Annotated in this window: 15 protein-coding genes; all 15 read left to right on the top strand. The window is 45.0% G+C overall.

Features of this window, described 5'->3' with window-relative positions; all coding sequences use genetic code 11:
- Positions 1–180: 180 nt before the first annotated feature.
- The 15 genes from JOC27_RS11655 to JOC27_RS11585 all read left to right on the top strand — a co-directional run bounded on the left by JOC27_RS11655 (position 181) and on the right by JOC27_RS11585 (position 14,945).
- Entirely contained in the window at positions 181–1,116 is a 936-nt protein-coding gene (locus JOC27_RS11655; protein ID WP_275587837.1) for an ABC transporter permease, read from the top strand.
- Positions 1,116–2,141, top strand: coding sequence for an ABC transporter permease (locus tag JOC27_RS11650; protein WP_205007476.1), 1,026 nt, complete (start codon positions 1,116–1,118; stop codon positions 2,139–2,141). Before JOC27_RS11655 ends, JOC27_RS11650 begins: the two co-directional genes overlap by 1 nt.
- Positions 2,142–2,178: 37 nt before the next feature.
- A complete protein-coding gene (locus JOC27_RS11645) occupies positions 2,179–2,550 on the top strand; it encodes an OsmC family protein (protein WP_205007475.1) in 372 nt (123 codons plus the stop codon).
- A 392-nt stretch (positions 2,551–2,942) separates the two neighbouring features.
- Positions 2,943–4,967 carry a sigma 54-interacting transcriptional regulator gene (locus tag JOC27_RS11640; protein WP_205007474.1) on the top strand — a complete coding sequence of 675 codons (2,025 nt, stop codon included), beginning with the start codon at positions 2,943–2,945 and terminating at the stop codon, positions 4,965–4,967.
- A 458-nt stretch (positions 4,968–5,425) separates the two neighbouring features.
- Positions 5,426–6,133, top strand: coding sequence for an MIP/aquaporin family protein (locus JOC27_RS11635; RefSeq protein ID WP_205007473.1), 708 nt, complete (start codon positions 5,426–5,428; stop codon positions 6,131–6,133).
- Between the two features lie 28 nt (positions 6,134–6,161).
- The gene (gene dhaK, locus JOC27_RS11630; RefSeq protein WP_205007472.1) at positions 6,162–7,166 is read left to right on the top strand and encodes a dihydroxyacetone kinase subunit DhaK; all 1,005 of its coding nucleotides are present in this window, start codon (positions 6,162–6,164) and stop codon (positions 7,164–7,166) included.
- A gap of 23 nt (positions 7,167–7,189) precedes the next feature.
- Positions 7,190–7,825: a dihydroxyacetone kinase subunit DhaL gene (gene dhaL, locus JOC27_RS11625; RefSeq protein ID WP_205007471.1), complete on the top strand. Its 636-nt coding sequence runs from the start codon at positions 7,190–7,192 to the stop codon at positions 7,823–7,825.
- 49 nt (positions 7,826–7,874) lie between these two features.
- Complete coding sequence (gene dhaM, locus JOC27_RS11620) at positions 7,875–8,261, top strand: dihydroxyacetone kinase phosphoryl donor subunit DhaM (RefSeq protein ID WP_205007470.1); 387 nt, start codon at positions 7,875–7,877, stop codon at positions 8,259–8,261.
- 436 nt (positions 8,262–8,697) lie between these two features.
- Positions 8,698–9,033, top strand: a complete 336-nt coding sequence (locus JOC27_RS11615; protein WP_205007479.1) for a DUF3870 domain-containing protein — start codon at positions 8,698–8,700, stop codon at positions 9,031–9,033.
- 179 nt (positions 9,034–9,212) lie between these two features.
- Positions 9,213–10,115: a 3-hydroxyacyl-CoA dehydrogenase NAD-binding domain-containing protein gene (locus tag JOC27_RS11610; RefSeq protein WP_205007469.1), complete on the top strand. Its 903-nt coding sequence runs from the start codon at positions 9,213–9,215 to the stop codon at positions 10,113–10,115.
- Positions 10,112–11,443, top strand: coding sequence for a short-chain fatty acid transporter (locus JOC27_RS11605; RefSeq protein WP_205007468.1), 1,332 nt, complete (start codon positions 10,112–10,114; stop codon positions 11,441–11,443). Before JOC27_RS11610 ends, JOC27_RS11605 begins: the two co-directional genes overlap by 4 nt.
- Before the next feature lie 272 nt (positions 11,444–11,715).
- A complete protein-coding gene (locus JOC27_RS11600; RefSeq protein WP_205007467.1) occupies positions 11,716–12,390 on the top strand; it encodes a cyclase family protein in 675 nt (224 codons plus the stop codon).
- 25 nt (positions 12,391–12,415) lie between these two features.
- Positions 12,416–13,099, top strand: coding sequence for a CoA transferase subunit A (locus JOC27_RS11595; protein ID WP_205007466.1), 684 nt, complete (start codon positions 12,416–12,418; stop codon positions 13,097–13,099).
- Positions 13,096–13,755 (top strand): CoA-transferase, encoded by a 660-nt coding sequence (locus JOC27_RS11590; RefSeq protein WP_205007465.1) that lies wholly within the window; start codon positions 13,096–13,098, stop codon positions 13,753–13,755. The genes JOC27_RS11595 and JOC27_RS11590 overlap by 4 nt, the downstream gene beginning before the upstream one ends.
- Positions 13,752–14,945 (top strand): acetyl-CoA C-acyltransferase, encoded by a 1,194-nt coding sequence (locus JOC27_RS11585; protein WP_205007464.1) that lies wholly within the window; start codon positions 13,752–13,754, stop codon positions 14,943–14,945. Before JOC27_RS11590 ends, JOC27_RS11585 begins: the two co-directional genes overlap by 4 nt.

Here is a 14,945-nt window from a genome sequence, read left to right as displayed (position 1 = left end):
GAGCGTATGCGTGTAAATTATGGAACCGCCGTGTACGGAACCGTACGCACGGTGGTGTGAGAGGTCGGAAGCCGAAGGCTTCCTCCTACTCGATTTTAAATTAAAAAAAATGAAGTAAATCTCTTTTGCCGAATGAATATATTACTCTATTGATCGAGGAGGTGGCGGTCATTGTCCAGTTTGGGCAGATATATATTGGTGCGCCTGTTTTATATGCTCATTACCATGTTCATCATTATTACGCTCACGTTCTTTTTAATGAAGCTGTTACCAGGAACGCCTTATGCAAATCCTGAAAAATTAACACCGGAACAAATTAGATTATTAAACGAACAGGTCGGGTTAGACAAGCCGATTGTGATTCAGTATCTTACTTTTATTAAAGGCCTGTTTCTTGGAAACCTTGGCACGTCTTTTCAATTCAATAATCAGCCCGTTTCAACACTTTTGATAAGCCGAATAGGCCCTTCGATTCAACTTGGGATTCAAGCCATGGTGTTCGGCACAATTGCTGGCATCATACTTGGTGCCATTGCTTCAATGAAACAAAATACGTGGGTGGATACGGTTTGTTCTATTACCGCGATCATTGGAAAATCTATCCCGAGTTTTGTCTTTGCTGTTGTCTTGCAATATGTGCTGGCTGTGAAACTCAAATTATTCCCCATTGCCATGTGGGAGAATGGTATTCAATCAACTATTTTACCGACGCTTGCATTGGCAATGGCGCCTATGGCAGATGCGGCCCGATTTATAAGGACAGAAATGGTGGAAGTGCTGCGGCAGAATTATATTGAGTTCGCACGGTCGAAGGGGCTCACGAACCTTTCAATTTGCCTGAATTATGGATTAAAAAACAGCTTTATTCCTTTATTGACTATTTTGGGGCCGATGGCGGTTGATCTAATGACTGGATCACTGGTTGTCGAAAATATATATGCGGTTCCTGGAATTGGTGAGCAATTTGTCAAATCAATCATGACGAACGATTATCCGACCATTATGGCAGTCACTATTCTTTATTCATTATTGTTTGTTGTCATTATTTTGATAGTGGATTTTCTGTATGGAATCATAGACCATCGTATCCATGTGCAGGGAGGTGTGAAAGCCTAATGGAGCAAAATGTGGGAAACTGTCTGCCTAAAGAATGTTTTGATCCGTTGGAAGAGGGGTACCCTGAAAAGATTTATTTAAATCGTTCAAACAGTGTTTTTCGAGACTCATGGCGAAAATTAAAAAGAAACAGGGCAGCAAAGCTATCCTTCTTTTTCCTGCTGTTTTTTATTTTTACAGCAGTCCTTTCCATCTGGTGGACACCGCACGATCCGATCAAGCAGAATATAAATTACAGTAATCTGCCGCCTAAAATGCCGGGTGTCGAAATCAATGGACTAAATGGGACGGCAATTGTTGCAAACAAGCGTGTCGATGTCTATAAAAAGCATGGCGTTCCGAGTTCTGTTCACTTTTTATTCGGAACAGATAATTTTGGACGTGATGTTTTGTCACGACTAATGGTGGGCATTCGCAACTCACTAACTATCGCATTATTATATGTCGTTCTGGTTTTGATTATTGGCGTCTCGTATGGTCTGGTTTCCGGCTATTATGGAGGACAGATTGACCTAATTTTACAGCGAATCTTGGAAATTATTTCGGGAATTCCTAATCTTGTAATCATGGTTCTGTTATTACTTGTCCTCAAGCCGGGGCTCTTTTCCATTATCTGTTCGCTTTCGATAACCGGATGGACAACTATGGCACGAGTCGTCCGTGCAGAAACAATGAAATTAAAAGTAGAAGAATTTGTTTTGGTCGCGCGTACTTTAGGAGAAAGTGATTTTAAAGTTGCAATCAAGCATATCTTACCAAATATATTCGGGATTATTCTTATTCAAGTGATGTTTAATATCCCTTCCGCCATTTTTTTCGAAGCTTTTCTAAGTTTTATTGGTCTTGGTTTACCCGCGCCGAATCCGTCATTGGGAACGATGCTGAACACGGGTTATCAAACCTATCTTTACCTGCCCTATCTCATGTGGATTCCCGCAATTGTACTATCTATAATTATGATCTGCTTTAATTTACTGGCGGATGGTTTACGTGACGCATTGGATCCAAAAATAAGTTACAAATGATTTAAAATCGAATTACAGAGAGACAGGAGGCAATCAGATGAACTTATTGATTGATAAGGAAAATCGTGTGACATTAACACATAAAAATGGGGCGTGGATCTTGTCTGAAGAAAGCGGTTTTTCTCCACTTGACACGCTGATTGGCGCCACCGCTGCCTGCAGTACCTATGTACTGAAAGGAATTTTAAACAAGCAAAAAATTAATTATACGATTCAGCGGGTGCAAGCCAATTACAAAGAAGGGACGTCCAGGCCGCTTGAGCAAATTGATATTCTCTTTTATTTATCGGTGGACGGTTCAGACAAGGAAAAAGTAACAAAGGATTTAAAATTAGTACCTAAGCATTGCACCGTTGCTCGCTGTCTCGATACTGCGATCAAGATAAATGAACAAGTTGAATTTATATAAGTAGTTTTTATCCCATTTTCTTGAGCAATAGGCCAACACGCTACATTAATTCAGTAGAAATCGTAAAAAGATCGATTTCAATAAGCAGAAACGAAACGGTCACCTAACTTTATTGGGTGACCGTTTTCTGTTAAATGATTTATCAGGTTTTCATTCGTTGCTCAAGCGAATGCTAGAAACAGATGATTCCTTTATGACGCCAGCGTTCCCGCTTGGTTATTTTTGCATTTTTGATGCTCATGTTCTTTCAGAGAAAGCATGATTTGCAGTGTAATATTCCAAAAGCCACTCAATTGAAACCGCTTGATCTTTTTCCCTATTAAACTATAGTTGAAAATGTAAGCGTCTCTCTCAGGGCGTTAACGATAGTCTGTTTGTCAGGAGTGATCGGCTTGAAAAGTCGGGAAATTATATTGAATTATGTAAAAGGCTTGCATACGCGGACAGCCGCGGCAGTCGTCAATATTGCCGGCGGCATCCAAGAGCGTTATCAAGTCCGTCTTTTTATTATGTATCACGAACGACGTGTTGCGGCAACAAGCTTGATGCCGCTTGTCAATTTGAAAATCAGGGATAAAGACCCGTTGACCTTAATTGCTGTGGGAGAGGATGAGGAAGCGGCTCTCAATGAATTTGCACACTTTTTTCATCACGGCTTTGACCATTTGAACGATCAGGAAATCAATAAGATTGATACGTTGTTAAATGAAAATATGATCACGACAGAAGAGATTTTTCATAATATTGCAAGCGGTATCATCGTGACTGATCCGAGCGATCGTATCGTTGTCTTCAATTCCTTTGCGGAGCGCTTGTTTCAGGTCTCTGCAGATCAAGTGATTGGCGAACGCTTTGCCTCGCTCTTGCCGGATACGAGCCTGAAATTAGCGGGTGGTCAATCGGCGGAAGTCATGATTCGGAAAATCATCAATCATCAAGTGCTGCTGATCAGCCGCCGCCTGCTGATTATTGAGGGGCAGACGAGTGGGACGATTACGCTTTTGCAGAATATCTCCAGTCTGGAAAAAGTGAAAGGCGAATTAAAAGAAGTTAAGGAACTCAAAGAGCGCCTGCAATTGATTTTAAAATATGTCCAGGATGGCATTTGCGTGATGGACAATGATGGCGTGATTGATTATGTGAATGAGGCCTATTTGAAAATCCATCAGATCAGCGCGTCGGATGTGATTGGCAAAAATATTGATCAACTTTCACCAAACGGTGTCCGTCAGGCTGTCTTGCGAACGGGCGAGCGGGTCAAAAACAAAATCATCAAGAAAAATCATGACGTGATGCTGATTTCCAATGTCAGTCCGATTATCGTTGATGGCGAACGTGCCGGAGCGATTTCGATCGTGAAAGACTTTCGCGAGATTCAAAGCCTGACGGAAAAATTAAACCAAGCGACTTCAAGAGCGGAATACTTGGAAGAGGAACTCATCCGATCGCGCAAGCCAGAGGAAATATTTAATCATTTCATTGGTAAAAGTGGAAAAATTATTGACGCGCTCTCGATTGCTTTGAAGGCTGCGCGCACGAAGGCAACTATTCTCATTCGCGGCGAAAGCGGAACCGGCAAGGAAATGATTGCTGAGGGGATTCACTACGCCAGCGCCTACAGCAAAGGCCCGTTTATTCGGGTGAACTGTGCCTCGATTCCAGACAATTTATTTGAAAGTGAATTATTCGGTCATGAAAAGGGTGCATTCACCGGCGCGGTCTCGAGGCGATTGGGAAAATTTGAATTAGCGCAGCATGGCACAATTTTTCTTGATGAAATTGGTGAATTAGATATTCAAATGCAAGCCAAGATCTTGCGCGTGCTGCAGGAAAAAGAAATTCAGCGGATCGGTAGCGAAACGACGCAGAAACTGAATATCCGAATTATCGCGGCAACAAACCGCGATCTTGAGGAAATGGTAAAAAAAGGTACTTTCCGAGAGGATTTGTATTATCGACTGAATGTCATCCCCATTTATCTGCCACCGCTTCGCGAGCGCAAGCAAGATATCGCGCTTCTCGTCGAGCATTTCATGAACGAATTTCAGGAAAATCGCGCGCGGCCGATTCTTGGCATCACTAATGATGCGATGGAGTCTTTGCTCGCTTATACGTGGCCGGGCAATGTGCGCGAGATTGAAAATCTGTTTGAGCGGCTGTTTACTTTGGTCGACAGCGATTATATTGAAGCGGACGATTTGCCACCTTATATTCGTGGCAAGCGGCTGAGCACGCAGCAAGATCCGCGCCAGGTACTTTTTACCAACGATAGCGTGCTGCCAATGGAAGATTACGAAAAAGAGATTATCAAAAAGGCATTGAAAAAATACGGCAGCTGCAACGCCGCAGGAAAAGCGCTGCATTTGAATCATAAAACGGTGGCAGCGAAAGCACGGAAATACCATCTGCTTTCTTGAAGGAGAAGCAAGCCGTAAAAGTTAGGCCGGATCTCAAGACACATCTTGGTCCTTGAACAATGAAAATGGGTGTGAAAAATTCAATCGGAATGTTCCGCGTTCGCGGAACGACCATTTTATGGATCTTTTTAAAACCGAGATTTAGGTATCGCACCGAATCGAGCGAAAGTCGCACCGAAATTCAGGAGTTGCACCAAACCGAGGAAAAGTCGCTCCTAATTCAAGAAAAGTCGCACCGAAATCAAAGAAACTTAGGCTGAATCCAGAAATGTTCTTCCTCCTTTGCGTTTCTTTAATATATAACAATTGGTCAAAAATACCAACGACTGTTGCTTATCTGCGCTTTTTTACCATGCAGAAATATAGAAAATCGCGTTGCTCCGCGTTTCTTTGCTTTTATAAATGTGGCATGAAAAATGCTTATATAAAAGTGTAAGGCATAGAGGAGGCGTGGAGAAATGGAAACGTTTTTAGCTGAACTGTTTGGAACATTTATTATGGTTCTTTTAGGTGACGGTGCCGTTGCCAATGTGATTCTAAAGAAATCAAAAGCAGAGAATTCAGGATGGATAGTAATCACAGCCGGGTGGGCCTTTGCCGTTTCGTTGCCGGTTTGGATCTTCGGCAGTGTCAGCGGCGCACATTTTAACCCGGCGGTCACGCTCGGACTCGCTGTCATTGGCAAATTTGCTTGGAGCCATGTGGCAGGTTATCTCGTCGCTCAGTTTATTGGTGCGTTTCTAGCTGCTGTTGTTCTATTTCTGCATTTCTATAAACATTTCGAAGCGACCGATGATCCGGCCACCAAGTTAGGCGTTTTTTCGACAGGACCGGCGATTCGCAGTTACTTCTTTAACTTTCTCGGCGAATTTGTCAACACGTTCGTGCTGCTGTTCGGCATTGTCGGGATCGTCTCGCAGAAAATGGCTCCGGGCCTGATGGGTTTAGCAATTGGCATTTTGATTTTCGCCATCGGTCTTTCCTTAGGCGGTACGACTGGATATGCCATTAATCCAGCCAGAGACTTGGCCCCGCGAATCGCCCATGCGCTTTTGCCGATTCCTGGCAAAGGGTCCTCGGATTGGTCCTATGCCTGGATTCCAGTGGTCGCTCCAATTCTCGGCGGTATCTGCGGGGCACTGACTTATATGCTAATTTTCCAATAAATTGAATTCAATTAAGGAGGAATCTTCGATGAAAAAACTAATTAATAAACCGGAAAATGCGCTTGATGAAATGCTCGAAGGAATGACAAAGGCTTATCCGACCTATTTGCGTCGGCTCGATCAGACGGATGTCCTTGTTCGCCAAGATCTGAGTGCGGATAAAGTAGGCGTGGTCAGCGGTGGTGGTAGCGGCCATGAACCTGCGCATTGTGGCTATATTGGTAAAGGAATGCTCGATGCGGCGGTTGCCGGCGCGATTTTTACTTCGCCGACGCCGGACCAGATTTATGAAGCGATTAAGGCTGTTGATCGCGGCAAAGGTGTGCTCCTCGTCATCAAGAATTACAGCGGCGACGTAATGAATTTCGATATGGCTAAAGAAATGGCTGAGATGGAAGGCATCCAAGTCGCTTCAGTCGTTGTCAACGATGATGTCGCTGTTGAAAATAGTACATTTACTGCTGGGCGACGCGGCATTGCCGGAACGGTGCTCGTGCATAAAATCGCCGGTGCGGCAGCTGAAAGAGGATGGGATCTGGACAAGGTCAAAGAAACAGCCGAAAAAGTGATCGCTAATGAGCGGAGTATGGGGATGGCGCTCAGCCCATGCACCGTGCCTGCGGCTGGCAAGCCGAATTTTAGCTTGGCTGAGGATGAAATTGAAATCGGCATCGGGATCCATGGCGAACCGGGGACGCACCGTGAGAAACTCGTTTCAGCGGACGCGATTACTCAAGAATTGTTCGATCGAATCTTAGCCGATTATCCGCTAAAGTCAGGTGACGAAGTGGCTGTGATGGTGAACGGTCTGGCGTCGACCCCGCTTATGGAACTTTATATTATCAATAAAAAAGTCCATGAACTGCTTGAAGGATTAGGCGTCACGGTGCATCAGACGTTTGTCGGCGAATACATGACTGCGCTAGAGATGGCCGGCATGTCGATTACGATTCTGAAACTAGACAGCGATTTGAAGATGCTGCTTGATGACACGGCGGATACCCCAGCGCTCAAAGTAATTGGTACAAAATAACGAACGAAAAGGAAGGATACTTTATGGCAGAATTGAATCAAATCATCGGCGCACTGCGTTTGATGGCAGAAACCATTGAAAAAAATAAAGAGCATTTAACAGAATTGGATGGCGCGATTGGCGACGGCGACCACGGGATTAATATGAGCCGGGGCTTCGCGTTCGTCAAAGAAACGCTTGATAAAGGCGGCTTTCAAAATGCCGGCGATCTTTTCAAAAAATGCGGGATGGCGCTCGTCGCTCATGTTGGCGGCGCGTCTGGCCCGCTCTACGGCACCGCCTTTTTGCGCGCGGCAATGGTGCTGAAGGATCGCGAGGACGTGCACGCGGCTGATTATGTTCAGATTTTGAAAGACGCTGCGGAAGGCATTAAAATGCGCGGCAAATCGGACCGCGGCGAGAAAACGATGCTCGATGCGCTGATTCCGGCCTATGAAGCAGCAGCGGATGCGGTGCAGCAGGGCAAGTCGGCTCAGGAGATCTTGAACGCCGCCAAGGTAGCTGCCGCGGAAGGCGCAGTGGGTACAGAAAAATTAGTCGCTCAAAAGGGTAGAGCGAGCTATCTTGGTGAACGAAGCATCGGCCATCAAGATCCAGGCGCGGCATCGGCAGCCTTGGTACTCGCCGCAGTCGCTGATTATTTTGCAGCGGAAAAATAAGTTGACCGTGCATGTGAGGGTGTTAACAACCAAGAAAGGACTGAATTAAATGGTAGGAATTGTACTTATTTCGCATAGTAAAAAAATTGTTGAGGGCATACAGGAGCTTGCCGCTCAGATGTCCCAAGATGTGCCAGTTGCTTTAGCCGGAGGAACAGACGACGGTCGTCTCGGCACCGATATTAATAAAATCACTGAGGCCATTCGGAGCGTGTATTCCGATGACGGCGTCCTCGTTTTCTTCGATATGGGCAGCGCTTATATGAACGCGCAAATGGCTTTGGATTTCTTGGACGAAGACAGCAGCAAAGTTGAGATTATTGACTCGGCCTTTGTCGAAGGCGCGATCACAGCGATTGTCGACAGCGGTTTGAATAAAAGCATGGACGAAATCAAAGCGGACATCGCCTCGATGAAACTCGGTAAAATGCCGTAAGCGAGTCGTTTGTATGTAAACATTAAACAAAGGTTCGGCGGAGGGAGAGTCCGTCGAACCTTTGTTTTTTTATAAAAAGGAATTTAAGCGGCGAAATAAAGAAATAGAAAAAAAGAAACAAAAAAATTGAGGATACAATTTTTTATAGATTCGGTAAAAGGAGAAGTTTTTTTGAACATTTAAATATAGAATTTATAATCATCTTACGAGTTTCGGTATCTGATAAATTAATCGAAAAAGTGTTGATCTATTCTCTGAGCGGTAATTTGTATATCTTAATTGTCATAAATTAGACACATGATCGATATAGTATGTGTGTGGTGCATCACACTAATTGGAACTTTGCATGAAAGCTCAGAAACAGATATTGCATTAATGGGTTGGCTGTTTTTTATTCTCTTTTCTAATCGTATGGGGTGATCTGATTTTGGAATGGATGGCTGATCTGGATACGGTTCTCGTAACTGGGTATGCAAAGGCGCCTCAGGGAACATCAATGTATGAGCAGTACAAATATTCCGGTATTGTTCTTGAAATTGATCGTAAAACGCAGTGTATTATTGATGCTGAATTTACACTTATCACTGGGGTTGCACAGCTCTTTTTTAGAAAAATGCTTGTTGGTTATGATTTAAACAATGGTTTGGATCCGCTGATAAAAAGGGTTGAAAATCATTATTTTGCACCATCCACACATTCACTAATTGTTGCTCTGAAAATAGCCTGTCAGCGTTATTTTGAACAAATGGAGCGGAATAGCGTTTCTATTTAATTTACTTCACATGATGATCATGTGAGTCTAATCCATAAGTAAAGCCATTTCTCAATGTTGGAAGTACCCACTTTCAAAAAAATTGAGAAAAAGGAGCTTTCCTATGAGCTGACGAGGGAGAAACATTCCTAAGAGGCGAAATGGGAAAGCTTTTCATTTTTTGTAAGGGAGGTGAGTTAATGATTGAAAAGATCACGATCATTGGTGCCGGAACCATGGGCAGAGGGCTAGCTAATTTATTTACACAAAATAATGTAAGCGTTAACATCATTGACTCATCGGAAAGGGCTTTAGAGCAGTTACGTCTTGTATTTCCGTCACAAACAGCGCAACAAACGATTAGCTTTTCGCAAAAGATGGATACGGCTTGTGACAGTGATCTGGTGATTGAAGCTGTTCCCGAGATCTTAGATATTAAGCAATCCGTTTTTCGAAAGATTGAGCATCATTGTTCTCCGAAAGCCTTAATTGCAACAAATACGTCAGGTCTGTCAATCAGTAAAATAGCAAGTGTTCTTGACTATCCGGAACGCGCCTTGGGGACGCACTTCTTTATGCCGGCCGATATTATGCCCCTCGTGGAGGTTGTGAAAGGGAATAAAACAACGCACGAGACAGCAGACCGTGTCATCCGTTTTCTCACGCGTATCGGGAAAAAACCCGTCCTGATTGAGCGGGATGTTCCGGGTTTTGTCGCCAACCGTATACAGCATGCGCTAGCTCGTGAAGCGATTGCTCTGCTCGAAGCCGGTGTCGCATCTGCTGAGGATATTGATACCGTTGTTCGTTACAGTATCGGTCCACGGTTGGCAGTCAGTGGACCGCTAGAGCAGCGTGATTTGAACGGATTGGATGTTCATTACGCCATCGCTTGTTATCTCTATCCAGAATTGGAAAATCGAACAACACCTTCCGATTTGCTTGCTGAAAAAGTAAAAAAAGGGATGTTGGGTCTCAAGAGTGGCACAGGGTTTTATCAATGGCCGGAAAAAACTTCGGAAATAAGGCAACAAAAAAATAATCAATTGCTTCGTCTACTCAACTGGATAAATCAGGAAGAACAAGGAGGAAAAAATGTATGACAAAAATCGCTAATTTTTTCTCAGAATTAATGCGTAAATACTTGCCGGATCCATTTGTATTTGCTATGGGACTGACAGTGCTGAGTGCAATTTTGGCCTTGGCAGTTGAAAAACAGCCATTTTCTGCAATGCTCCAGTCCTGGGGTGACGGTTTTTGGAGCCTATTAGCATTCACGACACAAATGGCAGTGATTCTTGCAATGGGCTATGTTTTGGCTAATGCACCTATTGTCAACAGACTTTTGGATCGGATTGCGGAAAAGGTACACCGGCCGAGAACAGCCGTTGCCGTAGCAACACTGATTGGTGCGATTGCTTGTTATTTGAATTGGGGATTCGGCTTGGTGATCGGTGGGATTATGGCGAAAAAGCTGGCAACAAAAGTCAAAGGCGTTCACTATCCGCTGATTATAGCGGCTGCCTATAGTGGTTTTACAGTCTGGGGACTCGGGCTTTCGGCAAGTATTCCGCTGTTGATTTCAACGCCAGGTCATCCGCTTGAAAAGGCGATGGGGATTATACCGCTGGCACAAACCATCTTCTCGCTGCCGATCCTACTTGTCGTTCTGATTATCCTGATTACGCTTCCTATTTTGAATGCATTACTTCACCCAAAAGCAGGTGAGACGGTTATCGAATATGATCCATCCGTTGAAATTGCGAAGAAGCAGGCAAAAAAAGAAATCAGCCTCGCTGACCGCACGCTTGCCTACAAACTAAATAACAGCCGGTTGCTTAGTTTAATCATTGGTCTATTTGGTCTTGGCTACGTGGTTTACGCTTTTACAATCGGTCGATCGCTCGATTTGAATCTGGTCAATTTCATTATCATTTTCCTAGGAATTATCCTTTTGGGGACACCGAATAACTATATCGCTACGTTAAATGAAGGGATTAAGACAGTCTCGGGAATTCTCCTACAATACCCGTTCTATGCTGGAATCATGGCAATAATGGCGAGTTCCGGACTTGTTGTGTCTATCTCGCACGTTTTCGTAAATTTCTCAGATGCGCATACCTTACCGTTCTGGGGTCTGATCAGTTCCTTCATCATCAACTTCTTTGCACCATCCGGCGGGGGACATTGGGTTATTCAAGGCCCCTTCATGATCGATGCAGCAAAACAAATCGGTGCCTCTCTGAGTCAGACATCAATGGCGGTCATGCTCGGCAATTGTTGGAATGACCTCGTTCAGCCATTCTGGATTTTGCCGGTGCTTGCTCTTTCGAAACTTAAATTGAAAGATATCATGGGCTATACCGTGATCTGTATGTTCTGGGTCGGTATTGTCTATATCATTGCCGTTCTTGTTTGGGGTTATCTGTAATTGCGGATGACGACATTTAATAGATGGAATTTTTATAAGCTTAAGAGTGTATTAGATTTTGCGTAAAAAATGGAGCGCAGGTCCTCTGGCGCCTTGCGGGAGAAGCGAGCAAAGAGAGACCCTGCAGATTCTAGCCTGTCTGATGAGACGCGCGGCGCCCGCGGCAAGCGAGTAGCCGGAGCGCAATTTTTGAGAAAAGTACTTGGCAAAATCTAGCTACCGGCAAATAGGAAGTGTCACTTATCACTCATTTTTACAGGGGGATTTCGTACATGAAAATTATTGATCTATCTGTTCTCCTCTATGATGGACTGTCTTCCTTCCCATCACATCCGAGAATGGTTGTGATGGATTATGAAACTCGTGCCAAATCGGGGGCACGCTATATGGCACCGTGTGAGGGCTTCGCCAGCAAGGTATTCATGATGTCGGATCATGGTGGCACACATCTGGATGCACCCTATCATTTCTTTGATCAGGGAAAGACGATCGAGCAGATTCCGCTAGATGCCACAATTGGCGAAGCCGTTTTATTGGATTTGTCTTATAAATCGCCTGATGAACCGGTAACCCGCAAATTGATTGAAAAACATATCCGTAAAACAAATATTGAGATAAAAGCGGGCGACATTCTCTTTTTTCGTTGCTGGGCTGGTGACTGGCAATCAGAGGGCTATTTCGAATGCAAGGCACTTGATCAATCAGCGGCTGAATGGGTGATTGAAAAAGAAGCAAAGGCTATTGGACTTGACCTGCCGAATGCCGATATCAATGAAAATATGCGACGTGATGTTCATATGGCACTGCTTGGACGCGAGATTTTAATTATGGAAAATATCATTCATCTCGACCAGATTTCAAACGATCGTTTTACATTTTTTGGTACACCACTGAATTTGAAAGGAATGACAGGTTCGCCAATCCGTGCACTGGCGATTCAGAAATAATATTTTCCTTAGAGAAGGAGAAAAGATGAACAAAATTATTGAACCATCTTCGGCAGTTGATAAAATCTTTTCCGGACAGACGTTAATGGTTGGTGGTTTTGGGTTGGTCGGTGCACCATTGACATTAATTGAAGAACTAGCTAAACGGGATGTCAACCAATTAACCATTCTTAGCAATAATCTGGGTGAACCCGGACAAGGGCTTGGCCTACTGCTAAGACAGCGGCAGGTAAAAAAAGCTGTGGGTTCCTATTTTACGAGTAACTGGGAAGTGGGCGAAGCTTATAATCAGGGTTTTCTGGAAATCGAATTGATGCCTCAGGGGACTTTTGCGGAATCCATTCGGGCAGGCGGCGCGGGCATTGGTGGTTTTTATACAAAAACCGGTGTCGGCACTGAACTTGGGGAACGCAAAGAAGTCCGAGTCATTCATGGGGAAAAATATTTATTTGAACCCTCCTGGCGTGCGGATGTTGCGCTGATTAAAGCTTACCAGGCCGATCAAATGGGAAATTTGACTTATCACAAGACTGCTCGGAACTTCAATCCGGTGATGGCCACTGCTGCCGATTATGTTATCGCCGAAGTGGATGAAATAGTGGCTTGCGGGCAGCTGCCTCCAGAGAATATTGTCACGCCGCATCTTTTTGTCGATGCGATTGTACAGAGCAGGAGAATGTTGACGCGGGAAGGGGTCGTGGATCGATGAATACGCTGAAGGAAGTCATCGCGCGGCGCGCCGCGGCCGAACTGGAAGCAGGTAGTATTGTCAATCTGGGGATTGGTATCCCAACGCTTATCACGCAGTATGTTCCTCCAGACTCCATCTTTTTTCATACGGAAAACGGTCTGCTGGGTGTTGGCGCATTGGAGCCGAACGATTATGATCCGCTGCGCGTCAATGCTGGAAAATTGCCTGTCGGTGAGTTAAAGGGTGCTTCTTATTTCGACAGTGCGGCTTCATTTGGCATGATTCGCGGTGGCCACATTTCTGTTGCTGTATTGGGTGCTCTCCAGGTCGATGCTCAGGGCCTCGTGGCTAATTGGGCGGTGCCCAATCAAAATATCATCGGTGTTGGCGGAGCAATGGACTTACTGGTTGGTGCCAAGAAAGTGATCATAACCATGCTTCATACAACGAAAAATAATCAGCCGAAGCTAATCGCTTCATGCACCTGTCCCGTTACATCAATACGCCCCGCTGACCTGGTGATTACGGAGCGTGCTGTCTTTCGTAGGCTTGAGAATACCTGGTACTTGACTGAGATTCTGGAGGGAAACAGCCTTGATACGATTCGCAGGGATACGGCTTTTGCTTTTGATATTCTTTTAAATTTTAGAGAACGTAAGGAGCGACCTTTGTGAACCGAAGTGTTTATATTGTCAGTGCAAGACGAACAGCAGTGGGAAAAGTTGGCGGTTCACTTAAAAATTTCACCGCAGATGAACTGCTTCTTCCATTAGTCCGGGATATCGTTGAAAACGAGTCTTTTGATCCGAATGCGCTCGATGAAATCATCATTGGTCAGGCGAAACAGTCCCAGGATCAGTCGAATCTTGCCAGGTATGCCGCGTTAAAAGCAGGTCTTCCTGAGCGTCTGCCCGGCTATACCGTGCACAGGCAATGCGGCTCCGGGATGCAAGCCATTCATAACGCCTATTTGGCGATTTGTTCCGGCCTTCACGAGGCGGTATTAGCTGGTGGTGCGGAGAGCATGAGCACGGCACCCTATTATCTTCGTGAGGCTCGCTACGGTTATCGCGCTGGAAACGGTCAAATTCTCGATCCGAATAAAGAAAGTCAGCCGGGATCACAGCCGGAGCAATTGTACGGAAGGCTAACAATGGGGCTTACTGCGGAAAATCTTGCCGAAGAGTATTCAATCAGCCGCAGGGAGCAGGACCTTTTTGCGCTAAACAGTCAGGTTAAAGCGCAGCAGGCGATTACCCAGGGCCATTTCAAAAAAGAAATTGTGCTCCTCCTTTCTCCCCAGAAAAAAGGGCCACCGAAGATCTTTGAGACGGATGAACATCCTCGTGAAACGAGTCTGGAAAAGTTGGCGGCGCTGCCACCGGTTTTCCAGGAAAACGGTACAGTCACAGCAGGCAATTCATCGGGACTGAATGACGGTGCTTCATTACTACTCGTGGCATCGGAAGATTGGGTGAAACGATTTGGACTGATGCCAATAGCTAAAATCATTGGTCTAGGCGTTTCCGCGGTCGATCCGAGACGTATGGGCATTGGTCCGGTTGAAGCTGTGCGTCGTGCTTTGAATTTTTCTGGACTCGGTCTGCAGCAGATGGATTTGATTGAACTTAATGAGGCTTTTGCGGCTCAATCACTGGCAGTCATCCATGAACTTGACCTGCCGGGTGACAAGGTCAATATACATGGCGGTGCGATTGCCCTTGGTCATCCGATTGGAAATAGTGGTGCGCGTATTTGCGTGACGCTCATCCACGCGATGCAAGAAAGGCAGGTTGAGTATGGTTTGGCAACGCTATGTGCTGCCGGAGGGCAAGGGATCACAATGATTTTCAAGACTATTTGA

Source organism: Sporolactobacillus spathodeae (assembly GCF_016908935.1).
In the GTDB taxonomy this organism is placed as follows: domain Bacteria; phylum Bacillota; class Bacilli; order Bacillales; family Sporolactobacillaceae; genus Sporolactobacillus; species Sporolactobacillus spathodeae.
The sequence above is the reverse complement of the archived record's forward strand: the minus strand, read 5'-3'. Positions and strand labels throughout refer to the sequence as shown.